The organism is Flaviaesturariibacter aridisoli (assembly GCF_004343705.1).
Taxonomy (GTDB): domain Bacteria; phylum Bacteroidota; class Bacteroidia; order Chitinophagales; family Chitinophagaceae; genus Flavisolibacter; species Flavisolibacter aridisoli.
Genome location: NZ_SKFH01000001.1, coordinates 350,317 through 374,025, shown reverse-complemented (window position 1 = coordinate 374,025; position 23,709 = coordinate 350,317). Strand labels below are relative to the sequence as shown.

Annotated in this window: 20 protein-coding genes and 1 rRNA gene; 7 read left to right on the top strand and 14 right to left on the bottom strand. The window is 59.2% G+C overall.

Features of this window, described 5'->3' with window-relative positions; translation table 11 throughout:
• The 6 genes from E0486_RS01650 to E0486_RS01625 form a co-directional block, all read right to left on the bottom strand.
• Nucleotides 1–378, bottom strand: a 16S ribosomal RNA gene (locus E0486_RS01650); the annotation flags it as partial.
• Nucleotides 379–1,233: 855 nt separating this feature from the next.
• The gene (locus E0486_RS01645; protein ID WP_131850390.1) at nt 1,234–1,845 is read right to left on the bottom strand and encodes a fumarylacetoacetate hydrolase family protein; all 612 of its coding nucleotides are present in this window, start codon (nt 1,843–1,845) and stop codon (nt 1,234–1,236) included.
• A 98-nt stretch (nt 1,846–1,943) separates the two neighbouring features.
• Complete coding sequence (gene pth / locus E0486_RS01640) at nt 1,944–2,528, bottom strand: aminoacyl-tRNA hydrolase (protein WP_131850389.1); 585 nt, start codon at nt 2,526–2,528, stop codon at nt 1,944–1,946.
• Nucleotides 2,529–2,674: 146 nt separating this feature from the next.
• Nucleotides 2,675–3,268, bottom strand: a complete 594-nt coding sequence (locus E0486_RS01635) for a 50S ribosomal protein L25 (protein ID WP_131850388.1) — start codon at nt 3,266–3,268, stop codon at nt 2,675–2,677.
• Nucleotides 3,269–3,376: 108 nt separating this feature from the next.
• Nucleotides 3,377–4,333: a ribose-phosphate pyrophosphokinase gene (locus tag E0486_RS01630; protein ID WP_131850387.1), complete on the bottom strand. Its 957-nt coding sequence runs from the start codon at nt 4,331–4,333 to the stop codon at nt 3,377–3,379.
• Between the two features lie 57 nt (nt 4,334–4,390).
• Nucleotides 4,391–4,582, bottom strand: a complete 192-nt coding sequence (locus tag E0486_RS01625; protein ID WP_131850386.1) for a hypothetical protein — start codon at nt 4,580–4,582, stop codon at nt 4,391–4,393.
• 62 nt (nt 4,583–4,644) lie between these two features.
• Here E0486_RS01625 and radC point away from each other — a divergent pair, with 62 nt between their 5' ends.
• On the top strand, nt 4,645–5,337 hold the full coding sequence (gene radC, locus E0486_RS01620) for a RadC family protein (RefSeq protein ID WP_131850385.1): 693 nt from the start codon (nt 4,645–4,647) through the stop codon (nt 5,335–5,337).
• A gap of 54 nt (nt 5,338–5,391) precedes the next feature.
• On the opposite strand, the gene E0486_RS01615 is transcribed toward radC, so the two are convergent.
• The 8 genes from E0486_RS01615 to E0486_RS01580 all read right to left on the bottom strand — a co-directional run bounded on the left by E0486_RS01615 (nt 5,392) and on the right by E0486_RS01580 (nt 15,816).
• A complete protein-coding gene (locus E0486_RS01615) occupies nt 5,392–6,102 on the bottom strand; it encodes a hypothetical protein (protein ID WP_131850384.1) in 711 nt (236 codons plus the stop codon).
• 18 nt (nt 6,103–6,120) lie between these two features.
• A complete protein-coding gene (locus tag E0486_RS01610; RefSeq protein WP_131850383.1) occupies nt 6,121–6,813 on the bottom strand; it encodes a hypothetical protein in 693 nt (230 codons plus the stop codon).
• A 26-nt stretch (nt 6,814–6,839) separates the two neighbouring features.
• Nucleotides 6,840–7,154: a DUF3467 domain-containing protein gene (locus tag E0486_RS01605; RefSeq protein WP_131850382.1), complete on the bottom strand. Its 315-nt coding sequence runs from the start codon at nt 7,152–7,154 to the stop codon at nt 6,840–6,842.
• A gap of 109 nt (nt 7,155–7,263) precedes the next feature.
• The gene (locus tag E0486_RS01600) at nt 7,264–8,310 is read right to left on the bottom strand and encodes a DUF1735 domain-containing protein (protein ID WP_131850381.1); all 1,047 of its coding nucleotides are present in this window, start codon (nt 8,308–8,310) and stop codon (nt 7,264–7,266) included.
• Nucleotides 8,307–9,665 carry a SusD/RagB family nutrient-binding outer membrane lipoprotein gene (locus E0486_RS01595; RefSeq protein ID WP_131850380.1) on the bottom strand — a complete coding sequence of 453 codons (1,359 nt, stop codon included), beginning with the start codon at nt 9,663–9,665 and terminating at the stop codon, nt 8,307–8,309. Before E0486_RS01595 ends, E0486_RS01600 begins: the two co-directional genes overlap by 4 nt.
• A 20-nt stretch (nt 9,666–9,685) precedes the next feature.
• Nucleotides 9,686–12,874, bottom strand: a complete 3,189-nt coding sequence (locus E0486_RS01590; protein WP_131850379.1) for a SusC/RagA family TonB-linked outer membrane protein — start codon at nt 12,872–12,874, stop codon at nt 9,686–9,688.
• Nucleotides 12,875–13,056: 182 nt separating this feature from the next.
• The gene (locus E0486_RS01585) at nt 13,057–15,000 is read right to left on the bottom strand and encodes a helix-hairpin-helix domain-containing protein (protein ID WP_131850378.1); all 1,944 of its coding nucleotides are present in this window, start codon (nt 14,998–15,000) and stop codon (nt 13,057–13,059) included.
• A 6-nt stretch (nt 15,001–15,006) separates the two neighbouring features.
• A complete protein-coding gene (locus E0486_RS01580) occupies nt 15,007–15,816 on the bottom strand; it encodes a hypothetical protein (RefSeq protein ID WP_131850377.1) in 810 nt (269 codons plus the stop codon).
• 88 nt (nt 15,817–15,904) lie between these two features.
• On the opposite strand from E0486_RS01580, the gene E0486_RS01575 reads away from it, so the two are divergent.
• From E0486_RS01575 to E0486_RS01550, 6 genes are all read left to right on the top strand, one after another.
• Nucleotides 15,905–16,786, top strand: coding sequence for a bifunctional 5,10-methylenetetrahydrofolate dehydrogenase/5,10-methenyltetrahydrofolate cyclohydrolase (locus tag E0486_RS01575; protein WP_131850376.1), 882 nt, complete (start codon nt 15,905–15,907; stop codon nt 16,784–16,786).
• Nucleotides 16,787–16,892: 106 nt separating this feature from the next.
• A complete protein-coding gene (locus tag E0486_RS01570) occupies nt 16,893–17,531 on the top strand; it encodes a 7-carboxy-7-deazaguanine synthase QueE (RefSeq protein ID WP_243697351.1) in 639 nt (212 codons plus the stop codon).
• 187 nt (nt 17,532–17,718) lie between these two features.
• Entirely contained in the window at nt 17,719–19,632 is a 1,914-nt protein-coding gene (locus tag E0486_RS01565) for an OmpA family protein (protein WP_243697350.1), read from the top strand.
• A 372-nt stretch (nt 19,633–20,004) separates the two neighbouring features.
• A complete protein-coding gene (dprA, locus tag E0486_RS01560) occupies nt 20,005–21,108 on the top strand; it encodes a DNA-processing protein DprA (RefSeq protein ID WP_131850375.1) in 1,104 nt (367 codons plus the stop codon).
• Between the two features lie 67 nt (nt 21,109–21,175).
• Nucleotides 21,176–22,648 (top strand): IMP dehydrogenase, encoded by a 1,473-nt coding sequence (guaB, locus tag E0486_RS01555; RefSeq protein ID WP_131850374.1) that lies wholly within the window; start codon nt 21,176–21,178, stop codon nt 22,646–22,648.
• A 231-nt stretch (nt 22,649–22,879) separates the two neighbouring features.
• Nucleotides 22,880–23,701 carry a hypothetical protein gene (locus E0486_RS01550; protein WP_131850373.1) on the top strand — a complete coding sequence of 274 codons (822 nt, stop codon included), beginning with the start codon at nt 22,880–22,882 and terminating at the stop codon, nt 23,699–23,701.
• The last annotated feature ends 8 nt before the right edge of the window (nt 23,702–23,709 follow it).

Here is a 23,709-nt window from a genome sequence, read left to right as displayed (position 1 = left end):
TGACCAATATTCCTTACTGCTGCCTCCCGTAGGAGTCGGGCCCGTGTCTCAGTGCCCGTGTGACTGGTCGTGCTCTCACACCAGTTACTGATCGCAGGCTTGGTGGGCCGTTACCCCGCCAACTACCTAATCAGCCGCACACCCATCCAGAACCGCCTGAGCTTTAATAGCTGAGTGATGCCACTCCACTATCTTATGGGGTATTAATCTTCCTTTCGGAAGGCTATCCCCCAGTTCCGGGTAAGTTGTGTACGTGTTCCGCACCCGTTTGCCGGTCGCCATCAGTGTGTATTGCTACACACCATGCTGCCCCTCGACTTGCATGTATTAAGCCTGCCGCTAGCGTTCATCCTGAGCCAGGATCAAACTCTCCATTGTAAAAGTGTTTGACTTCCTGACTAGAAAATTCTCGTTCGAAAATTGTCGAGTCATTTGTGTCGAATTTTATTCGCTAATGATCAACCTTACCTTAATGTAGCCTAACCGAAGTTAGTTGCTACGTTGCTTCCCTTTCTTTCAAAGAACTTCAATCCGTCCGTATTCCTACTTCCAAATTGTTTCGCAGATGACCCGGTTTCGAACCGCAGACCGCCTCACTTTTAAAGCGTCTCACCCATCGTTTTTCTAAAGAACTCCTTCCAATTGCGCCCCTCCGTTTTTCGAAGCGGAGTGCAAAGGTAAGAGCTTCTTTTATTCTGACCAAATTTATTTTTTAAACTTCCCGGCGTTTCTTCCAAACCACCACTCCATCTAATCACCTGGTCAACCGTATCTTAAGAACTGTTTGCCTCGTTTCAGAAGCGGAGTGCAAAGATAGAAGGTCCAACGTTACCAGCCAAACTTTTTTCGAAATTTATTTTCAGAAAAACCTTCGTAACTCATTGAAACCCAATCCTTTAAAGAGCACCACCCTGTCGTAAAGCGGAGTGCAAAGATAAGGGCTTCCAACCTCCCTCGCCAAATCTTTTTTGAAGAAATCCCCAAATAATTTGTGAAAGAAAAACACCACCCAAACAACGAAAACAACGTGCTGCCACCCGTTCCATTCCCTTGCAATCCCTACCTTCAAAAAGCGGACGCAAAGATAGCACGCTCAGCCGTAACAGCCAAACAATCAGAAAAGAAAAGTGGCAAAAACAACGGGACAACAAGCAGGGGCTTATCGTATATAATTCGTCCCTATATAAAAACCCGCCTGGAAGGGCGGGTTTACGTAACACCTGTTCTGTATGCTTACTTGATCTCCAGCTTGAGCAGGCTCTTCTCTCCCAGGAACGCCTCCAACTGGTCGCCCACCACCACCTCCCCTACGCCTGCTGGCGTACCGGTAAAGATCAGGTCGCCAATGTTCACCGAGAAGTACTGCGAGATGTGCGCCACGATCGCATCGAAGGAATGGATCATCTGGTTGGAATGCCCCTCCTGTACCAATTCTCCGTTCTTCTTGAAAGAAAAAGCAATGTCCAACCGGTCAGCGATATCCGCCAGCGGCACCCAGGCACCCACCACAGCAGAATTATCCCAGCTCTTGGCCTTCTCCCAGGGAAGTCCTTTGGTCTTCAGCACCTGCTGCAGGTCGCGGGCCGTGAAGTCGATCCCCGTGGTGATCGCATCATAATAACGGCTGGCCGTCTGCTCCTGTATATACTTACCATTCTTGCACACGCGGAGCACCAGTTCACACTCATAGTGCAGCTCGTTGGTAAACTCAGGGTAATAAAACGGCATATGCGGCTGGAGCAAAGCATTCTTCGGCTTCATAAAGACGACCGGCTCGTCCGGGACGGCATTGCCCAGCTCCTTGGCGTGCTCGGCGTAGTTGCGTCCGATACAGAATATCTTCATGTGGGGATGGTTTTTATCCTATACAGGAGACTGTGACGTTGGTCCTGTATAAAATTGGTCCTGCGCGACCAGTGCTTTGCTAAAATAGGGATAAGGCGTCATTCCGCCGATCCAAAATCGAGATTATTTACCGCATTCATCGTGCCCGGCAAACCAACCGTGGCGAAGCTCTCGATGATCTCCACGCTCTTGTCGATCTTGCGCTTGACCATGGGCTCTTCATCCGGGCGCCATTTGCCCAGCACAAAGTCGGCCTGCCTTCCTTTCGGAAAGTCGTTGCCGATGCCGAAGCGCAGGCGCGGGTAGTTGCTGTTTTGCAGCACGGCCTGAATGTCGCGCAGACCATTGTGGCCCGCATCGGAGCCCGAGGGCCGCAGGCGGAGCCGGTTGAGCGGCAGCGCCAGGTCGTCGAGGATCACCAGCACGTTTTCGATGCTGATCTTCTCCTTATCCATCCAATACTTCACCGAGACGCCGCTTCGGTTCATATAAGTGGTGGGCAGGATGCAGACGAAGATCCGGCCTTTCCAGCGCAGCTCGGCGCGAAAGGCAAGGCGGTCTGAGCTGAACTGGCCGCCGTGTTTTTGCACAAAGGCGCCCACCACGTCGAAGCCGATGTTGTGGCGGGTATGGGCATACTCGGTGCCGATGTTGCCGAGCCCGACGATGAGAAACTTGTTCATGGGGAGCAAATATCGACGGGAATCGCCAATCGTGCCTCGCGAATACCTGCCGGCCTCCGGTTACTGTAAATGAAAAGCCCCTCGAACGAGGGGCTTTTCTAAATGGCGTATCCTTATCGCCCCTCTTCGGAGGGACTTGGGAAAGCTTACTTCTTGCCTTTGGCGGCGGGAGCGGCGGCGGCTTCGGCCTGGCGCAGGGCGCGGGTCGTCACTACCGATACGATGGGAATACGGGGCGAGTTCATGATCTCGTAGTTCTCCGTAACCACATCCTGCACGCGGAGGTTGGCGCCGATCTCGAGGGTATCTACCGGCACGTCGATCTGCTCTTTCAGGTACTTGGGGAGGGTCTTCACCTTGAGGGCCTTCATCTTGGTTTCCAGGCGACCACCGGCGCGCACACCGGCTGCGGTACCTGTGAAACGCAGCGGGATCGTAGCGACCACTTTGCGGTCTTCAACGAGTTCCAGGAGGTCAACGTGGATCAGTTCGTCGCTTACTTTGTCGAACTGCAGGTCTTTCAGGATGCAACGGGTGGTTTTGCCGTCGATTTCCAGGTTTACGAGGCGGAAGTCCGGAGTGTAAACGAGCTGGCGCAGGGCCTTGGCCGGAGCCGCGAAGTTGATCTCCTGTGCACCCCCGTAAATTACACCAGGCACGAGCTCCTGAGAGCGAAGTTGGCGGGTGGCTGACTTGCCAAATTCGGTCCTCAGTTGTCCTTCGATTGTAATTGCTTTCATTATTGAGGTTTTAAAAAATGACGTAAAACAGGTTGTAGTTTCCAGTTTGTGGTTCGTAGTTTTTGCGTTCCCTCAACTACAAACCGGAAACTACAAACTACAAACTCCCTACTTGTCCCTCCGTTGCGAGTGGATGAACAGGTTGTTGATGCTCTTGTTCTCATAGGCGTTGCGGATGGCGACGGCAAAAAGCTCGGCCACCGATAGCACCTTGATCTTGGAAGACTCGCCGCGCAGGGGGATCGTGTCGCACACCACCAGCTCCTCGAGCACCGAGTTATCGATGTTCTCGTAAGCCTTCCCGCTCAGCACGGGGTGGGTGACCAGGGCACGGACGCTGCGGGCGCCTTTTTCCTTTAAAAGAGCGGCGGACTTGGCCAGCGTGCCGGCCGTGTCGCAGATGTCGTCGATAATAACCACATCGCGGTCCGTTACATCCCCGATCACCACCATCGAAGCGATCTCATTGGCGCGCTTCCGGTGCTTGTCGCAAATCACCATATGGGCGTCGAAGTAAGAGGCTACTTCGCGGATCCGGTTGGTGGCACCCACGTCGGGGGCCGCAAAGGTAAGGTTTTCGAGGCGTAATCCGGAGATATATGGTATAAAAACCGCAGATGAATCGAGGTGATCCATCGGGATGTCGAAGAATCCCTGGATCTGCGGGGCGTGCAGATCCATCGTAATGACGCGGTCGGCGCCGGCGGCTACCAGCATGTTGGCGACGAGCTTCGACCCGATGGCCACGCGGGGCTTGTCTTTCCGGTCCTGGCGGGCATAGCCGTAATACGGCAGCACGGCCACGATCATCTTGGCGGAGGCTCGGCGGGCGGCGTCGATCATCAGGAGCAGCTCCATCAGGTTGTCGGACGGCGCGTAGGTGCTCTGGATCAGGAAAACCACATCCCCGCGGACGCTTTCGTTGAACACGGGCTGGATCTCGCCGTCGCTGAAGCGCTGGATCTTGATTTCGCCGGGCTTCATCCCGTAGCGCTCACAGATTTGCTCGGTGAGCTTTTGCGAGCCGGTGCCGGAGAAGATTTTGGCAGAGGGTTGCAGTTGCATGAAAGGAAAAATGTGCGGCGAAGATAGCAAGATGCCGCACATTCTTCCGGGTTAAATTCACTGGTAGGCAACCGCCGTAGGAGCAGGCGCCGCGCTGACGGAGCCCTCGGCGCCGCCTTCATCGCCATTGATTCCGTAATAAACGGAGCGGCAGACAAACAGGGCCATAATGAGCGAGATGCCGTACACCAGTACGAAGAAAAGGAGCGGGTGGAGTGCGCCTACGCTGGCGCTGGTTCTTTTTGTCATAGGGATAGGTTTGGGTTCAAGGGATATGGTAACGAGGTAAAATTATTTGTTAAATTGGACTTATGCAAGCGCAGAAATACTCGATTAAATCATGGGCAAAAGACGATCGCCCCCGCGAAAAACTACTGCACAAGGGTGCGGAAACCCTCAGCGACAGCGAGTTACTTGCCATTTTGATCGGGAGCGGCACCCCGCAGCACTCCGCGCTCGACCTCGCCCGGCTGCTGCTGCAAGGCGCACAGAACAGCCTTTCGGGCCTTGCGCGGCAATCAGCCACCGAACTGATGCGCGTGCCGGGTATCGGCAGCGCCCGCGCCGTTACACTGGCGGCCGCCCTGGAGCTGGGCCGGCGTTGCCAGGCAGGCTCCCTCTTTGAAAAACCGACCGTTACCAGCAGCCAGGACGTGGCCCTGCAGCTGAAAGCGCTGCTGCAGGACTACCGCCACGAAGTGTTCGCCGTATTATATCTCAACCGCGCCAACCGGGTCAACCGCTTCGAGATCGTCAGCGAGGGTGGCATCACCGGCACGGTAGCCGACCCGCGGATCATCCTCCGCCGTGCCCTCGAGGAAGACGCCGTTGGCCTGATCCTTTGCCACAACCATCCCTCCGGCAACCTGCGCCCCAGTCGCGCCGACGAAGAGCTCACCGTCAAGATCCGCGAGGCCGCCCGCTTTTTCGACATCCGTCTCCTCGACCACCTCATTGTGAGCACCGACGGCTATTTCAGCTTTGCCGACGAAGGCCTGCTTTAAACAAAAAAGACACAAAGGAGGCCTTTGTGTCTTTCGCTTCATTGAGAGAACGGGTTAGGAATGGTCCTGCAGGTAAACCATGAGGGCCTGCACGTCGTTAAGACTCTGGAAGTCGACCTTATTGGCGGCCAGGTACTCTCCGATGGCCGATTTCTTCTTCGGGTAGATCTTCTCGAAATTCCGGCGGCTGGCCACCAGCACGAGGTGCTCGTATTTGTCGGTGATGTAGAGGAACGTCTCGCGCACGAGGGTAAGACGCTGGCGAAGGGCCAGGCTCTTGTCTTCTACCGTGCTGTTTGACCAGAAGCTCGAGAAGCTTTCTGCCGAGCCGCCTTCCACGGGTTGGTCGAAGAGACCGATCTTGCGTACGCTGGCGAGGCGCATAAATTCCTTGCGGTAAATGCTCGTGCCATCGCCCATACGCCCGGCGAGTTGCAGGTATACTTTATTGTGGTAAAAAGAATCGTTGCCGACGGTGATCAGGTCGATCTGGTCTTCGTTGCCGAGGGTCAGGGTATCGCCCTTCGGGTCGATAAACTGGATGGCAGCGAGGACGAAGTTGTAGTTCAGCGGGGCATTCGTGGCAGCGCCGTTTTTGAAATAAACGGTGCCGGGGCCAAAATTGGCGTACTTGTATACGTCGGCATTGGTCAGCTTGCCCCGGAGGGTTTCACCGGGGTTGATCACATAAGTCGGTCGGGGTTCCTGGGCGGAGGCGGCGAAGGCCGCGGCGGTCAGCAGGCAGGAAAGCAGGAGTTTTTGCATGTTGCGAAGTTTAGTGTTTTATAGATTCAGGAGTTGCCGGATCAGCCCGTTCACGTCTGCGGGCAGGCGGAAATTTACTTTGTGTTGGCGCAGGTATTCGGCGATCTCCGGCTTACGGTCCGGGAAGGCTTTTTCCAGCGAGCGGCGGTCGAGTGCCACCGGTTCCGCCGTATTGTCTTTCCAGAAGTACAGCTTTGACTCGCGCACAAAGGTCGTCCGTTGCCGCACGGCTACCGAACGCACCTGGTTAAACGCATTATAACGGGTCACCGCTTCCGCGGAAGCGCTGGGATCGTTGCTTTCATAAGCACCAACGCGGGTGGTTCCTTCCTCTTGCAGGTATTGATGCTGCAACAGCCGTCCTACCCCTTTCCAGGAGCCGACCTGCAGCTGCGCGCCGCCGTAGAAAAAGAAGGTATCGGTTCCTATGGCCACGTGGGCCAGGTCGCCCTCCCCTTCCAGCATCAGCGTATCGCCCTTCGGAGTAATGAACTCCAGCCGGCCGAGCACGTAATTGAGATTCATCCGGGCCGGCTTAACATAACCGTCGCGGAACTGTACCCGGGCATCCCGGAAGCTGGCATAACGGTAAAAGTCGGTCACCCCAAGCGCGTCGTTCAGCGATTGTCCCGCCTCGATCACGTAGGTCGGTTGCTGGGCAGCGGCTGCGGCGCCCCACAACAGGAGTAAGGATGTCAGGATCCTCTTCATAGCAATTGGTTTATTGGTTGGAACACTCAGGCCTGTCCGGCAGGACCGCCAAACATCATCGGTATCTGCACTTCTTCCAGGTCTTTGATCTCCCCACTGGCAGCTTCGTAGCGCTGAATGTTTTCCGACAGGGCTTTCATAAAGCGTTTGGCGTGCTGCGGGGTAAAGATAATGCGCGACTTCACCTTGCTTTTCGGTGTAGAAGGCATCACGTTTACGAAATCAATCACGAATTCAGCATGCGAGTGCGTAATGATGGCGAGGTTAGCATAGGTTCCTTCGGCGATCTCTTCGGAAATCTCGATGTTCAGGTGCGAAGCCGGTGGTGGTTGTTGATCCAAGTGAGCGAATATTTACCAGAAAGGTACGGCATTTTGCCAGCAAGCGTTGGTTCCCGCGCAAAAAAAGGCCGTCCTTGCGGACGGCCTTTTCTATTAGTACACCGGGATGTTAGCGAGGGCGAACATAGGTGTAGATAGCCTGGTACAGGAGGTCGGGACGACCGGTCTGACCGAGCTTGAAGTAAGCGTAGATGTTGCCCGTGTTGGGATCCCACGAGTTCAGGGTAACACCGGCAGGGAAGATGTTCACCGAAGAAGCCGGGGCCGTAGTCAGGAGCGTCAGGATACGGTTGCGGGAATCCGGAGGCGTCGAGTTCGAAACCGAAGTCAGCCTGTTAGTGGCCAGGTCGAACGTGAAGCGCGGAGTTACAGCACCGAAAGCCGTGTTGCTGGTGATCGACGTAGCATCGCCGCCAAAGGCAGGCAGAAGATAGTCGCCACGAGCCAGGGCGTTACCGTCAACAGAAGCGACACCCGAAGTTTCCATGGCGTAGAGACCGGGGTAGGTACCTTGCATCGAAGAGATGCCGAAGGGCTCCCAGCCGCTGGCGCGGAGGGTGAGGCGGTAAGCACCGTCGTAACGGTTCTTGATAGTGATCAGCGTAAGAGCGGTACGGTTGTTCGAGCTGATAACATAGCCCGGACGATCAACCGATACGATCTTGTAGGCGAGTGCCCAGTCCTGACCGAGGAAGTTGTTGGGATTGAGCTTCACCTGCAGGTAACCAACGTTCGAGCCGCGGGGGATCGTAACGACGTTGCCGGCGTTGAGGATGGTGTACATGGTGGAGGTCGGAACCTGCGCAGCCGTACCGTTGAAGTTGTTGAAGCTGTCAACCAGCTCCGGGGCCGCTGCCAGCGTCACGTGAATGTCTTCCTCAGCGGGGCTGGAGGTAGCCAGGATCACGGGAACGAGAGCAAACGTGGTGTCGCTGTTGGCAGCGTTGAGACCGTACACAATGCTGCTGCCACCTTCGGACGTCGCCGTGGAAGAAGTACCGGCAACGCCGAGTTCGATCACCTTGATTTCATCACCGCCGTTGTGCACGGACTGGATGGAACCATCTTCAAACTCCTTGTCCTTCAGGCAGCTCGTGAGGCCAAGCGCCAGGAAGCCGGTGAGGGCAAGGGCTGTATTTACGAAATAACGTTTCATGCTTTGTTTTTTTTAGCTGACGAATGTGATTGGATTAGGGTTGCCAGAAAAGCTTCTGGTAGGGGCTGGTCACGTTCTGAGCCACAGCGTTGGCCGTGTTCGTAGTGAACTCGCTCTGCGGGAGGAGCAGGCGGTTCGGGATACCCTGGTTGTTGCGGCTCGGGTTTACCGAGAGGAAACCAGCGGGGAGGTAACCCGGAACGCGGCGGAAGTCCGTATACACTTCGATCGGATCGATCGGCGTCAGCGCGATGTACTTCTGGTACAGGATGCGCTTCACCTGGTCGGTGGTGCCGCATGATCCACTGGGCGTTGGTAGCAGACGTCGGGTTGTTGATCAGGCCAGGACCGAAGCGGGAGGCGGCGCCCGAAGTCGGGTTGCCGGCGCTCAGACCGTAATCCACACCGATGAAGTTACCGCTGATCGTGGTGAACAGGCGGGCAATACGGGGGTCACTGTTGTTCGACAGCTCGTTGAGGACGTAGTTGTTGGCACGCGTGATCTCGTTAGCCGAGGCGTTTGCGGGGGTGAAGCCGTAGGCAGCGAAGAAAGGCTGCTGCTTGTTGGCTTCGTTCACATAGCCGGGGTTCACGTCGGCCGACTGGGCTGCCGTGCGGATGATGTTCAGCGAGCTGCCACCGTCCATGATCTTGGTGATCTCGGCCGTGGGAGGCGTAGCACCGATCACGTTCGACTGGTGGATCAACAGACGCAGCTTCATCGTGTTGGCGAAGCGGATCCAGTTGGTCTGGTTGCCGCCGTTTACGATGTCGAGGCCGGCAAAGGTCGTGCGGGCGGTACGGCCCATGTACGACTTAGCGGTATCGAGGGTCAGCTGCAGGTCGTTGTAGATCGACTGGGCGGCGTCGTAGCCCGGACGGGGGTTGCCACCGCCGCCGAAAGCTTGCTTGTAGGGAATGTTGCCGAAGAGGTCAACCAGGTCCTGCCACAGTTTGGTGGAAAGGATCATGGAAGCGCCAGCCAGCACGGTGTCGCCTTTGGCCAGGGCCTTGGTCTTGGCCAGGTACAGGTCGTACAGCACGTTGTAGTTGTTGGCCCAGATGCCTTCGCCGAAGTTCTGGTCGATGTTGTAGGAAGTCTCCGTACCATCGAGGGCGTACGAGCCGGAAGCACCGGTGTAGCCCAGCCAGTTCATGATGAAGGTCAGGTTGGCACTGCCCTGGCGCTGGCCAACCGCGTTGGCGGCCTGCGTGAAGAGCAGCTCAGGCGTGATGTTCAGGTCTGTGGGACTGTTGGGGTTCTCGTTTACATCAAGGAACCCCTTTTTGCAGCTTCCGAACAGGAGCGAGCCGGAAACCGCGAGGAGCCAGAATGATTTATTTTTAAAATTCATCGTTTTGATTCTTTAGTAGGTTAGAATTGAACAGTGAGCGTACCACCGAAGTAGCGGGCAGCAGGCGACTGGAACGAAGAAGCCAGACCGAAGGAGTTGTTGCCCGAAGCTTGGTTGAACTCAGGATCACCCCACATGTTGGACTTCGGAACGAACAGCAGCAGGTTGCGGCCTACAGCGCTCACGCTGACACCACGCAGGAACTTGCTGGCACCACCGAACCACTTCATCGGGAGGTTGTACGAGATGTTCACCTCGCGCAGACGCCAGGCGGCGGCAGAAGCGAAGTAGTTCGTAGCGATCGACTCGTTGGTAGCGGCGTTGGCCCAGAAGCTGTAGTTGCCATCCTGAACCTGTACGTCGGTGTTCGGACGGTAGCCGATCACTTTGCCCTGGGCGTCTGTGATACCGATTACAGAGTTGGGGAACACGAAGCGACGACGGCCGTACTCAGCACTGCGCTCGGAGATACCGGAGAAGTCCATGTCGGAGCCAAGCTGCGAGTAGAAGTTGTGGCCCGTCTTGTAATCCCAGGTCATCGAGAAGTTGAACTGACCGATGGCAACCGAAGGCGTGAAGCCGAGGGTCCACAGGGGCAGCGAACGACCTTTGATAACGGGAGCAGAAGCGAGGCTCGGCATACCCGTCAGCTCGTCTACGATCACGCGGCCCTGAGGATCGCGGTTGTAGTCGGTCAGCTGGAAGGCGAAGGCCGGCATACCAACCACAGCGATGTTGCTGGCGCTGGGCGACGAACCGGAGTTCTGGGTAAAGGTCGAGCTGGCACCTACTACTACGTTGGCGTCGTTCAGCGTGCGGATTACTTCGTTGTTGTTGTAGTGCGCGTTGAACTTGAAGTTGATGGCTGCCTTACCCACTTTCACAAGCGGAGTCAGGTTCAGGTCACCTTCGAAACCGTAGTTCTTGAAGTCAGCGGCGTTGGCGATCGCGGTCGGATAACCGGAAGCCCAGGACTGCTGGATCGTCAGGATCTGGTTGGTGTTGTTCTGGTGGTAGTACGTAGCCTCGAGGTTGATGCGGTTCTTGAGGAAGCTCACTTCAACACCTACTTCTTTCGTTTCCACGAACTCAGGCTTCAGGTTGGCGTCCGGCGTAGTGTTACCTGCCGTGTAGCCAGCGTTGTTACCGAAGGGGAAACCAGCAGGCTGGCTGAACGTAGCCAGAGTAGCGTACGTACCGAGGTTTACGTTACCCGACTTGGACCAGGCAGCACGCAGTTTGGCGTACGATACCGTGCGGCTGTTCTTGATCAGGCCGATAGCGTCGGACAGGATCAGCGAACCGTTCACACCAGGGTAGAAGAACGAGCGGCTGTCGGCGAGCAGGCGGCTATCCCAGTCGTTACGACCGGTGAATTCCACAAATGCCCAGCCTTTGTAGCCAACACCTACGCTACCGAAAGCGGACAGGAGGCGGTTCTGTACGGTCTGCTCGGCCACGGTGGCTTCACCGGAGCGCGAACCTACGTTGAACAGGTAGGGAACCACGAGGTTGTTACCCGTGATGCCAACGTCCTTCTGGCGGTTCTGACGCATCATGCCACCTGCGATGTAACGAACGTTGAAGTCGCTGAAGTTCTTCTCACCGTTCAGGAAGTACTCGAGGTTGATGCGGGAAGAGTAACCGGACTGATCATTTACCGAGCCGGGGCGGTCAGCGCCGTACTGGGTACCATCGCGGTGCGACTTAGCGAAGTCGGTCACGAAGATCGGAGCGGTCGTGCTCTTGTTGCTGTAGAAATCAAGGTTGGTACCAACACGTACGTTAGCCTTCAGCCAGGGAACGATCTGGTAGCCCAGGTTGATGTTGCCCATGATATCGTCGGAACGGCCCTTGGTGCGGACGTTGTCGATACCCCAGTACGGGTTGATGGCGTAACCGTTGTAGTAGTTGGAATACTGGGCGAACTTGTTGTTCTGCCAGTCTTTGTAATCGTTCAGGGGAACGTTGCTCGGGGTCTGCAGCACCTGGAAGAAGATGGAACCACCGTAAGTACGCGGGTACAGGCTGGCGATGCCGCTTTCGTTCACGATGTCGTAGTTGCCGAGGATATAGTTGATACCGTAGTCAACGTTGAACTTGCCGGATTTCTTACCACCGTTGAAGCGGAAGGAAGTACGACGGTTCTTGTCTTTCGGCATCAGGCCCTTCACGTTGGCGTCGTCGACGCTGAAGAAGAAGTCCTGGCCGGCAACCGACACGGAGTTCTGCCAGGTCAGGCCGGTGTTGAAGAAGTTCGTTTTGTCTTTGAAGTGCAGGTCCGAGTAGGGGCCGAACTGCTGCGAGCCGTCTTCCAGAACGGGACCGATCGGGCGGATAGAACCGTCGAACTCAGGTCCGTACATCTGGTTTTCATACTCTACGTAGCCGTAGTTGCCATACTGGTCGAGCGTTTCACCGGCACCGGCACCGAAGCGGCGCTGGATCTTGGGGAAGTACGCTACGCGGGCAGCCTGCACCGTGGAGCTGAAGGTGATGTTGAGGCGGCTGCCGGTACCACGCTTCGTCGAAACTACGATCACACCGTTAACGGCGTCGGGACCATAGATAGCGGCGGAAGCGGCCGACTTCAGAACGGTTACGTCCTGGATGTCGCCCGGAGGAATAGTGGAGAGGAAACCGAGGGGCGTCGGCACACCGTCTACTACCAGCATCGGCTGGTTGTTACCGGTGAGCGAGCGGATACCGCGGATCAGCAGCTTCGAGCTCTCGAAAACGCTGCTGTTCGTGGTGGTTACGTTGAGACCCGACACCTTACCGGTCAGGGCCTGCTGTACGTTAACGGCCTTACCGGCGGTCAGCGTGCGGCCAGTAACGGAGGTAGCGGCGTAGCCTACTTCACGGGCCTGGCGACGAATACCCAGACCGCCCGTGATCACCACGGTTTCGAGCTGGTCGTTGCGGCGTTCGAGCTGCACGGTGGCAGCGTTACCCGTAAAATTGATGGTCTGATTGCTGAATCCGGTAGCGGATACGTTCAGACGGCTGGCATTGTTACCGACGCGGATGGTGAAGTTACCATTCGCATCAGCAGAAACCGTGTTCTTCGTTCCTGCCTCAGTCACCGAAGCAAAAGGAACCGGCTGCCCTTGCGCGTCCCGAACCTGACCCGTAACCGTACGGGCCTGTCCGAATGCCAATGTGCAAACGAGCATTGACATCGATAGGAGCGATGCAAATTTTCTCATTGAGACGTGTTTTTTAAGTGTTAAAAAGCCTTAAATACATTCTATCGCGTTCTCCGCAGAAGAGAACTATTGAAGCAGAGACAATAGTTCAAGCGGAAATGCTGCGCCAAATTATACTTTTTCTAACAAAAAATTTTTTTCTCCTTAAAAAATGTTGAGGGTGAAATGAATAGAGGTCAGGCCTAGTGCCAGAAAAGCTGCGTCCGGATCTCAGTGACGGCTGCATCGACCGCCGGAGAACCACCCGGCCGGGAGATAGGGAGGGTACGGATTCCTTGCACGGAGACATGAACGTGCTTTGTTAAATCATATTGCATGATGAGCGAATAGCGCTGCCCGCTTCCATAGAAAATTCCGATGCTGCCCCCACCCGCCCCCTCGGTGTATTGATACAGGCGGGCGGCGTAGCTGTCGGTGTCGTAATAATGCGCCTGCAGACTTACCCGCACCCCGTTCCAGGTTGGTAGCTTCAGCAACACCGACTCGGCAAAGCCACGCTGTGGCCCGGATGCATCGTCCATCCAGAGCCCCTCCGCACGAAAAGAGCCCCTCCAGCTACCCCAGTCCTGCGCCAGCTGGAGGCGCAGGGCCCGCCGCCGTACGGCCGCCGGCAACGCCATCGGCAAACCGGCGGCTACCGTTTCCTCCTCCGTGCTGCAGCGGTACCGGATGCCGGCTTCGGTCTTGCGGTTGGGGCGCCACCCTACCTGCACGCCGCCGTTGAAGCCGCCCGTGGGCGCATCCACGCCGTAGCGTAGCCAGGGAAAGCGGTAGCCTTCGGCCCAGGCCTCGAGGTGCGGCCCCTGCGCCGGGTGAAGCTGGATACCGACATAAAGCCCCTCCTCGTTTTGCGGCTCTGTGCGCCGGCCTACGGCGTTGCCGTCGAAAGCCGCGTAGCGCGCCGGGAAATGGCGATACTGGAGCGCGGCGTCCCAGAGCGCGCCGCCGCTGAATAAAAGTCCCTGCACGAAAGCCACTGTGCCCTTCGCGTCCAGCGCCGCTTCGCCGAAAAAATGGGCCGGGCCGCGGGTAAGGCCCCATTCGATACTGGTATGCCGCAGCTGCTGCCCTTGCGCCTCAAATCGCTCGTAGGGCTTGCCGCCGGAAGCCAGGGGCGCCGAAAAACGCAGCCAGCGGGCATTCAAGGCCAGGCGCAACGTTCCCCGCTCCCACTGCAGCTGCCCGCCCAGGGCATGGCTGCCGAGCGTGGCACTTCCTGCCCGCTCGGAGGCGGTGCGGTGGTACCCGGAGCGATTGATGGACGTAATAACAGGCGCTGTCGCCGACGAATCGATCCGGCCACTCAGGCGGCGCAGCGAGGCGTAGAGCGACAGTTGCCAGGCCCCCTTTTCCAGGGTGACGCCGGCGCCGCGGGAAAAATGGTATTCATCGGCCGACAGGAACGGCTGCAGGAAGGGCCCCTGCCGTTTGAGGGAAGCCAGGTCGGCTGCACCGCCGAAGGCTGGCGCGTCCCATTGAATGAGCCCCTGCCCCATGTTGACGGTAAAATCGCCGAGGGCCAGCGTGCGCAGCAACCCGCTGCCCTGCCAATAGAGGTGCGCCGACGCAAAGTCCGGGGTCAATGGCTCGCCCGGATCCTTTTCGAGGCTGACACCGCCGCGCAGGTGCTCGCTGCGAAAGCGGTAACGCAGCAGGAGGCGCTCCGGGCCGCCGGCATAGTCGCCGGCGGCGTAGGGTTCGGGCAGCTGCAGGGGGCGGGCTGCCCGCAACAGCACTGTGTGCGCCCCGGCGCGAAGCGCCTGCCGGAGTTGCGCCGGCGCGGCGGCCTCGGTGGTCAGGTAGGGACGCAGGCGGCGCACTGTTTCGGGATCCCAACCCGGAACCGCCGCGAGCTCCTCCGGCACCAGCAGCGCGCCCAACTGCCGCCGCCAGGCCAGCAGGCGTTGCACCTGCAGCTCCGTTAGTCCGGGAAGGCCGCGCAGTTCGTCGGCGGTGGCGGTATTGACGCATAAGGGATGCCGCCGGCGCCACTCGGACTCCTGCACGAGGGGTTCTTCTTCCACCGTCCGCTCGGAGGCTTCCTGGCGCCGTTCCAGCTGGTCGGGTTCCTGCGCCGCAGCGCAGAAGGCGACCAGTATTTCTACAAGTAGCATGAGGTAACGCATGACGGATCATTGAGCAGGATAAATAAGGGTCAGCGCGGGTGTGGCACCCAGCTGGCGGTGCAGGGTAACCGTAACGTCCAGGCGAAGACCGGCGGCCTGTGTGCCGGCGCCGAGCCAGGCAGCCGGGCCGGCACTGTCGATGCCGCAGCGGGCGCGCAGCTTCCGGAGCAGCACGTATTCGGCGCCGGCGAGAAGGGCCGGTGGCTGGCCGCTGCGATGCGTGAAGTCGGCAGCGAGCAACCAGCTGGTTCCGCCCTGCCAGGCAAGGCCGATCCCCGCGCGGGCGGGCAGCCGCTCCTCCCCTTCTTTGCCCAGGCGCACGCGCGCCGGGTTTTGGAGGTGAACGCCTCCATATACGCCCGGCGCCAGCTCCCAGCGCAGCCCCGCGGAGGCGAGCAGCGCGCCGGCGTGCCCGTAGGCATTGCTGCCGGCGCGCATCCATTCGATACTGATGCCCACCGATGCGCGGGTGCCGAGGCGGCGGGCATAGCTGCCCCGCAGCGACAGTTCCCGCCAGTCGGGGTTGCCGCCGAAGGCCATCCCGAGGCCCGCGCCGCCGCCGCGGAGGGGCAGGGTGCCATGAAAGCGGTAATTGGAAAGTGCCGGCAGAAGGAAGCGTTGCTCGGAAGAAAGTGTAGCCGACGGCTTTTCGAGCGCAGCGATCGCGGCGGGGTTGTGTTCCTGTGCGTCGGCCGTGGTGAAACCGGGCGCCAGCGCGCCGAGGCCGCGGTAGCGCGTGGCATAGGGTTCCAGCGCACTTTGCGCCGGCACGGAGCAGGGCGCTGCAAGCAGCAAGAGCAAGAGGATGTTTCTCATGGCAGGGTGTTTTGTCAAAGCTCCGCCGGCCGATACCAGAAAAACAAAATGTTTTTCCCATCAAATGGCGGGATTTTACCTTTGCCGCATGCAGATTTTGGACGGGAAAGCCGCAGCACAATCGATCAAGGATGCTCTCAAATTGGATGTTGCGCAACTCGCCTCGAACGGCCGCGAAGTGCCGCACCTCGTAGCCATCCTGGTAGGAACCAACGGCGCCAGCGAAACCTATGTGGCCGCAAAAGTGAAAGCCTGCGAGGAGGTCGGTTTTAAATCCACCCTCATCCGCTTCGAGGAAAGCATCACGGCCTTCCGCCTGCTGGAAACGATCCGCGAGCTCAACGGCGACCCGGACGTAGACGGCATCCTGGTGCAGCTGCCGCTGCCGGCGCATATTTCTTCCGAAGAGATTATCAATGCCATCGATCCGTCGAAAGACGTGGACGGGTTTCACCCGAGCACCGTGGGGCGCCTCGTATTGGGCCAGCCGACCTTCATCCCGGCAACGCCCTATGGCATCCAGCTCCTGCTGGCGCACTACAAGATCGAGACCGCCGGCAAGCACGCCGTGGTGATCGGGCGCAGCAACATCGTGGGCCGCCCGATGAGCATCCTGCTCAGCGCCGCGGGCCCGCAGGGCAACGCCACCGTCACCATCTGCCATTCGCACACGAAGAACCTCGCCGAAGTGTGCCGCTCCGCCGACATCATCATCGCCGCGCTGGGCCGCCCCGGCTTCGTTACGGCCGATATGGTGAAAGAAGGCGCTGTGGTGATCGACGTGGGCATCACCCGCGTGGACGACCCGACCCGCAAACGCGGCTACCGCATCGCCGGCGACGTGGCCTTCGACGAAGTGTCGGCCAAGGCCGGCTTCATCACCCCCGTGCCGGGCGGTGTGGGCCCCATGACGATCGCCGCCCTCTTAAAGAACACGTTTCACGCCTGCGCGCTGAAGCACTACGACTGAAAACAGCTTGTGGTTTGTAGTTTGAAGTTTGTAGTTGGCTGACGCCGGCTTCCACTTTTCTGACGTAACGACAATCCACAAACAACAAACTACAAACGTCTCTCTCATGTCCATACCGATCACCGATGAACCCGTTCAGCCGCAGGCCGCCACGCTGCCCGTAATGGAGCATTTTTATACGCTACAGGGCGAAGGGCTGTACCAGGGCAAAGCGGCTTATTTTATCCGGCTCGGCGGCTGCGACGTGGGCTGTGTGTGGTGCGATGTAAAAGATAGTTGGGACGCTTCGATGCACCCGCAGCGGAGCATTCCCGAACTGACGGAACTGGTAACGGCCACCCCGGCCCCCATCGTGGTGATCACGGGCGGCGAGCCCCTGCTGCACAACCTCGACGGGTTGACGGCCGCCCTCCGCGCGGCGGGCATCCGCACCCATATCGAAACCTCCGGCTCCTCGCCGCTCAGCGGGCAGTGGGACTGGATCACGCTGTCGCCGAAAAAGTTCAAAGCACCACTGCCCGAAGTGGTGGCGGAGGCCGACGAGCTGAAGGTGGTGGTGTTCAACAAATCGGACTTTGCCTGGGCCGAGCAATGGGCAGCGCTGGTGAAGCCGGCCTGCCGCCTGTACCTGCAGCCCGAATGGGACAAGGCCGGGCTGATGACGCCGCTGATCATCGACTATGTAAAGGAACACCCCCAATGGCAGCTGTCGCTGCAGATCCACAAGTACATCAATGTGCCGTGAGGCCTGAAGCGTGAAGCGTGAAGCGTGAGGCGTGAGGCGTGAGCCGGGAAGCGGGGCAAAAAGGGAAAGAACGCTGTTTTTTTTGATTGTTGCGATTGGCGCAGGTGTTCCTCAGCGGCAAAGTGAATCTTGATAAATCCTGAGGATCTTAACAGATCTGCGTTCTTTCTCTCGTTACTTTCATCCGATGAAACTGATGCGGCCCTTCCTGCTTGCCGGCCTGCTCCTGTGCCTGGGTGTGGCGCAGGCGCAATACGACCCGTCCCGAATCAATAAGAAAGCACAAGAGGCCTACGACGCCGCACTGGCCGCCATCGACCGCGAGGACATGAACAAGGCCCGCGACATCCTGCAGGAAGCCATCCGCCGCGACCCCGGTTACCTCGAAGCCTACGTGTCGCTCGCCGGCGTATACAGCCAGTTGAAAGACCGCAAGCAGAGCATCGCCAACTACGAAAAGGCGTTCGCCATCGACACCGCCTACCTCACCGACATCCGCCTGCCTTATGCCATTGCCCTGGCGGGCGAAGGCCAGTTTGAAAAAGCGCTCGCAGCCGTAGACGCGCTGCTGGCCAAACCTAAGCTCGGCGCCAACACGCGCAAGGCCGCCGAATACCGCCGCAAAAGCTTCCAGTTCGCCGTCGACTGGGCCCGCAGCCACCCCGACAACTACGTGTTCAATCCCCGCAACCTCGGCCCCGGTATCAACACCGAAGAACCCGAATACTTCCCTTCGCTCACCATCGACGGCAACGACATGATCTTCACACGCCGCCTCGACGGACGCAACGAGGACTTCTTCCTGAGCCACCGCGAGGGTGGGAAATGGGACACCGCCTATCACCTCAACGGAAGCATCAACACCCCGATGAATGAGGGCGCGCAGAACGTATCGCAGGACGGCAACTGGCTCGTGTTTACCGGTTGCTACCGCCCCGATGGCCGCGGCTCCTGCGACCTCTATATCTCGTACCGACAGCGCGAAGGCTGGAGCGAACCGGTCAACCTGGGCAGCTCCATCAACTCCGATCAGTGGGAAACGCAGCCCTGCCTGTCGCCCGATAAAAAAGACCTGTATTTCGTCAGCAAACGCTTCGGCGGCTACGGCGGCAGCGACCTCTACGTGGCCCACCAGCTGCCCAACGGACGCTGGGGTGAACCCGAGAACCTGGGCCCCGAGATCAACACGCCCGGCGACGAGCTGACGCCGTTCCTCCACGCCGACAACCAGACGCTGTACTTCGCCTCCAACGGCCTCACCGGCTACGGCAACCAGGACCTCTTCCTCGTGCGCAAGGGCGCCGACGGCAAGTGGGGCAAGCCCGAAAACCTGGGCTACCCGATCAACACGATCGACGAGGAAAGCGCGCTGTGCATCGCCTCCGACGGCGTCACCGCCTACTACGCCTCCGACCGTGCGGGCGGCCTCGGCAGCATGGACATCTACAGCTTCGACATGCGCCCTTCAATGCAGCCCGTGCGCACGCTCTGGGTGCGGGGCAACGTGTTCGATGCAAAAACCAAAGCCGGCCTGCCTTCCGCGCTCTCGCTCGTCGACCTGGCCTCGCGCCGCGAAGTGTCGCGCGTGCAGACCGACGAGACCGGCAACTACCTGGTGACGCTGCCCGTAGGTAAAGACTATGCGTTCAACGTGGCGCGCCGCGGCTACCTGTTTTATTCCGATCATTATTTCCTGAGCGGGAAAACGCCCGACTCCACGTATCGCAAAGACATCCCGCTGCAACCGATCGAAGTGAACGCATCCGTAGTTCTACGGAACATCTTTTTCGAAACGAACAAGTTCGAGCTGAAGCCCGAATCGCAGGTGGAACTCGACCGCGTGGTGCAGTTCCTGCAGGACAATCCCACCGTGCGCATCCAGCTGCAGGGCCATACCGACAACGTGGGCACGGCCGCCGATAACCAGAAGCTCTCCGATAACCGGGCCCGCGCCGTCGTGCGCTACCTGGTGGAGAAAGGAATCAAGCCGGCGCGCCTCGAAGCCAAAGGATTCGGCGCCACGCAGCCCGTGGACGACAACAAGACGGAAGAGGGCCGCGCCCAGAACCGGCGGACGGAACTCAAGATCATTGGGAAGTAATGGATCTGGAAGGTTTTGAGGTTTTCAAGGTTTTGAGGGTTGCAGGCGTCCGCGAACCCCATCCGCTAACTTTTCCCAACGCAAACCCGTTTTTCGAGCCAGCCTTCAGATCCACTTCCGCTAAAACCTCGGTTTTAGCGCAATCCGGGCTGTCTTCCTGCCCAAAACCGCGGTTTTGGGCTACCCGGCCGGCCTTTTTCAGCTAAAAAGTACTTTTTGGCGCTATCCGACGCAACTTCCTGCCCCCAAAAGCACTTTTTTGGGATCGCTCTCACCGGCTTCAGCGTACAAAAGCCACCCGCCGGGGATTTTCCCGCAAAAACCTGTTCTTTTTCCCCTTGCCGGCGCGCCGGGCTTCCGGAATTTCGACCCGTGGAGTATTCTGAACTACTGTACCAGCTGGCCCTGACGCAGGTGCCGCACATCGGCGACGTGCACGCCCGGATCCTGCTGCAGCACTTCGGGTCGGCGCCGGCGGTGTTTGCGGCGAAAACAGCCGCGCTCGAGCGGCTCGAGGGCATCGGCACCGTGCGGGCGCAGGCCATTCGCCAGTTTCGCGGCTTCGACGCCCTGCAGCCCGAGCTGCGCTTTATCGAGCGCTACGGGTTGCGCACCCTTTTCCTCACCGAAGCCGCCTACCCGCAGCGCCTGCTCCACTGCTACGACCCGCCGGCCCTCCTCTTCGGCAAGGGCGACTTCGACCCCAACCGGGGCCGCTTCGTGGCGATCGTGGGCACACGCAACGCGTCCGACTACGGACGCCAATGGACGGAGCGCTTCGTGAAGGAGCTGTCCGGGCAGGACGTGACCATCGTGAGCGGGCTCGCCTACGGCATCGACGCCTGCGCGCACAAGGCGGCGCTGAAATACGGGCTGCCCACCATCGGCGTGGTAGCCCACGGCCTGGGCAAGATCTACCCGCCCGAGCACACGGCGCTGGCCCGCGACATGGTGCGCGCCGGCGGAGGCCTCCTCACCGAGTTCTTCAGCGATATGAAGCCCGACAAGCACCACTTTCCACTGCGCAACCGCATCGTGGCGGGCCTGTGCGATGCCACGGTGGTGGTGGAAACGGCGCCCAAGGGCGGCTCGATGATCACGGCGCGCCTCGCCGATTCGTACAACCGGGATGTTTTTGCGGTGCCTGGCCGGGTGGGCGACAAGGGCAGCGGCGGCGGCCACCTCCTCATCCGCAGCCAGAAGGCGCAGCTGCTCAGCGAGGCCGCCGAACTGGTAGAGGCGATGGGCTGGGCCGAGCGCCAACCGAACAGCCCGGCGCAAAAGCAATTGTTCATTGAGCTGAGCGCCGAAGAACAGCTCCTTGTCCGCCTGCTGGAAGAAAAGGCGGCCGTGCACATCGACGAACTCAACCTGCGCAGCGGGTGCTCCTCCGGGCAGGTAGCGGCCCTCCTGCTGCACCTGGAGCTCAAAGGCGTGATCGCACCCTTGCCGGGGAAGATGTACCAGCTGTGCTGACCGCGTTTTCCACATACGTTAAGAATTCGTTGAGAAAGCTTTCGTGGCCCCGCCCCTACTTTTGCACATGGCAACAAACGCTCCCCGCACCTTTATCGAGGGACTCACCTTTGACGACGTACTGCTGGTCCCTGCCTATTCCGAAATTCTGCCCCGCTCCGTAAGCATCCGCACGCGCCTCACGCGCGACATCACGCTCAACGTACCCATGTTGTCGGCGGCGATGGATACCGTGACCGAATCGCGGCTCGCCATTGCGCTGGCCCGCGAAGGCGGCATCGGCATCCTGCACAAGAACATGTCGATCGAGCAGCAGTCCGACCAGGTGCGGCGCGTAAAGCGCAGCGAAAGCGCCATGATCGTCGACCCCGTCACGCTGCCCACCACCGCCACCATCGGCGACGCCAAGCGCATCATGCGTGAGTACGGCTTCGGCGGCATTCCCGTGGTGGCCGACGGCGGCAAGCTGGCCGGCATCCTCACCAACCGCGACCTGCGCTTCCAGGAAGACGACAAAAAGCCGGTGACGGAAGTGATGACGCGCGAAAACCTGGTGACGGCACCCGAAGGCACCGACCTCAAAAAAGCCGAAGCCATCCTGCGCCAGACGAAGGTGGAAAAGCTGCCCGTCGTCAATAAAAACGGCCTGCTTGTTGGCCTCATCACCTACCGCGACATTCTCCAGGTTACTTCCTATCCCAACTCCGCCAAAGACAGCCTCGGCCGCCTGCTGGTGGGCGCGGCGATCGGGGTCACCGAAGACATCCTCGACCGCGTGGCCGCCCTGCAGCATGTAGGCGTGGACGTGGTGGTGCTCGACTCGGCGCACGGCCATTCGAAGGGCATCATCGATTCGCTTAAAAAAGTAAAAGGCGCCTTTCCGAAGCTGCCCGTGATCGCGGGCAACATCGCCACCACCGAAGGTGCCAAAGCGCTCGCCGACGCCGGCGCCGACGCCGTGAAAGTGGGCATCGGCCCAGGCTCTATCTGCACCACGCGCATTGTAGCCGGTGCCGGCGTGCCGCAGCTGACGGCCATCATGCAGGCACACGCGGCACTGAAGGACCGCGATATTCCGCTCATTGCCGATGGCGGCATCCGCTACACCGGCGATATGGTGAAGGCCCTCGCCGCCGGCGCCGATTGCGTGATGATGGGATCCATCTTCGCGGGCACCGAGGAAAGTCCCGGCGACACCATCATCTACGAAGGCCGCAAGTTCAAGGAGTACCGCGGCATGGGCTCGCTCGGAGCCATGTCGGTGGGCTCCTCCGACCGCTACTTCCAGGATCCCGAAGCCGACGTGAAGAAGTTCGTTCCCGAAGGCATCGAAGGACGCGTGGCTTATAAAGGCTCCCTGAAAGAGATCGTATACCAGTATGTAGGCGGCCTGCGCGCAGGCATGGGCTATTGTGGCGCAAAAGACATCGAAGCCTTGCAATCGGCCACCTTCGTAAAGATCACCAACGCCGGCATGCGCGAAAGCCATGCGCACGACGTGGAGATCACCAGGGAGGCGCCGAACTATTCGAGGAAATAAGCCCAACCCTTGCCCCCCTTCCGGGGGTAGGGGAACGGAAGGCCCGAATCGCAAGCGATCTGGGCCTTTGTTTTGTTTGTATTTCTACGGAAGAACTGCTTCCCCATCCATACCGCATTTCTACGGTACGGCTGTCGTTTCACGCATGGTATTTGTGGCGGATATATTACATCCATATCACTGCGTCTGCCGTTCCCCCAAGTGGTCGCTGCTAACCTAAAAACCAGTGTTATGCACCAGCACATCCTGATTCGGACCAACCGTCTGACCAACGGCCTGTTCGCTGTCCTCGCCCTGCTTGTATTCGCCAATTTCCTGATCAGCCTGCCCTACCTCCATCGCACCGCGGAAATACACGGCCTCGCGCGCCTGCTGTCGCTGGACGGCGAGCGCAACCTGCCCACTGCCTACAATGTGTTCCTGCTGCTGGCCGACGCCGTGCTCCTGTTTGTGATCGCGGCCCGTGCGATCCGCGGCCGGCTTGTAGAAAGTCTCGGCTGGCTGACCTTGTCGATCGGCTTCGTATGCATGGCCATGGATGAAGCGTGGACCATTCACGAAGACCTCATCGGCCCTATGCGTCAACGGCTGGGCGCGGGGCACCTGGGCCTGCTGTATAATGCCTGGATCCTTCCCGGCATCGCCGTGGCCGGGCTGATCGGGCTGGCCTACCTGCGCTTCCTGAAGGCGCTTCCCCGCCCAACACGCATCGGCTTCGTACTGTCGGCATTCATCTACTTATCGGGCGCCCTCGGTGTGGAAGCCATTGATGGCTCCTACTTCGAAGCACATGGAAACAACTTCACCTACAAAGTGCTGACGATGGTGGAAGAAGGACTCGAGATGGGTGGGCTGATCCTGTTCTGCCGCTACCTGCTCCAATACATCCGCTCACAATGCGACAGCGTACAATTCACGTTCAGCGATGCGGTGCCGGAGCCGAAACTGAAGAAAGTGAAGGAGCCGGCTACCATCCGCCGGATACCCGGCCTGGAAGCGCGGCCCGACGAACGCATCATCTTGCCGGCCGACCATCGGAGGCAGCCGGAATAGCCATCGGT

Bases quoted from the DNA above. Each gene is read 5' to 3' on its own strand.
- pth (WP_131850389.1), bottom strand. From the start codon at position 2,528: ATGAACAAGTTTCTCATCGTCGGGCTCGGCAACATCGGCACCGAGTAT.
- E0486_RS01615 (WP_131850384.1), bottom strand. From the start codon at position 6,102: ATGCAAAAACTCCTGCTTTCCTGCCTGCTGACCGCCGCGGCCTTCGCC.
- E0486_RS01565 (WP_243697350.1), top strand. From the start codon at position 17,719: ATGAAACTGATGCGGCCCTTCCTGCTTGCCGGCCTGCTCCTGTGCCTG.
- E0486_RS01550 (WP_131850373.1), top strand. From the start codon at position 22,880: ATGCACCAGCACATCCTGATTCGGACCAACCGTCTGACCAACGGCCTG.
- radC (WP_131850385.1), top strand. From the start codon at position 4,645: ATGCAAGCGCAGAAATACTCGATTAAATCATGGGCAAAAGACGATCGC.
- E0486_RS01590 (WP_131850379.1), bottom strand. From the start codon at position 12,874: ATGAGAAAATTTGCATCGCTCCTATCGATGTCAATGCTCGTTTGCACA.
- E0486_RS01630 (WP_131850387.1), bottom strand. From the start codon at position 4,333: ATGCAACTGCAACCCTCTGCCAAAATCTTCTCCGGCACCGGCTCGCAA.
- E0486_RS01575 (WP_131850376.1), top strand. From the start codon at position 15,905: ATGCAGATTTTGGACGGGAAAGCCGCAGCACAATCGATCAAGGATGCT.
- E0486_RS01585 (WP_131850378.1), bottom strand. From the start codon at position 15,000: ATGCGTTACCTCATGCTACTTGTAGAAATACTGGTCGCCTTCTGCGCT.
- E0486_RS01625 (WP_131850386.1), bottom strand. From the start codon at position 4,582: ATGACAAAAAGAACCAGCGCCAGCGTAGGCGCACTCCACCCGCTCCTT.
- E0486_RS01570 (WP_243697351.1), top strand. From the start codon at position 16,893: ATGTCCATACCGATCACCGATGAACCCGTTCAGCCGCAGGCCGCCACG.
- E0486_RS01595 (WP_131850380.1), bottom strand. From the start codon at position 9,665: ATGAATTTTAAAAATAAATCATTCTGGCTCCTCGCGGTTTCCGGCTCG.
- E0486_RS01610 (WP_131850383.1), bottom strand. From the start codon at position 6,813: ATGAAGAGGATCCTGACATCCTTACTCCTGTTGTGGGGCGCCGCAGCC.
- E0486_RS01580 (WP_131850377.1), bottom strand. From the start codon at position 15,816: ATGAGAAACATCCTCTTGCTCTTGCTGCTTGCAGCGCCCTGCTCCGTG.
- guaB (WP_131850374.1), top strand. From the start codon at position 21,176: ATGGCAACAAACGCTCCCCGCACCTTTATCGAGGGACTCACCTTTGAC.
- E0486_RS01600 (WP_131850381.1), bottom strand. From the start codon at position 8,310: ATGAAACGTTATTTCGTAAATACAGCCCTTGCCCTCACCGGCTTCCTG.
- E0486_RS01635 (WP_131850388.1), bottom strand. From the start codon at position 3,268: ATGAAAGCAATTACAATCGAAGGACAACTGAGGACCGAATTTGGCAAG.
- E0486_RS01645 (WP_131850390.1), bottom strand. From the start codon at position 1,845: ATGAAGATATTCTGTATCGGACGCAACTACGCCGAGCACGCCAAGGAG.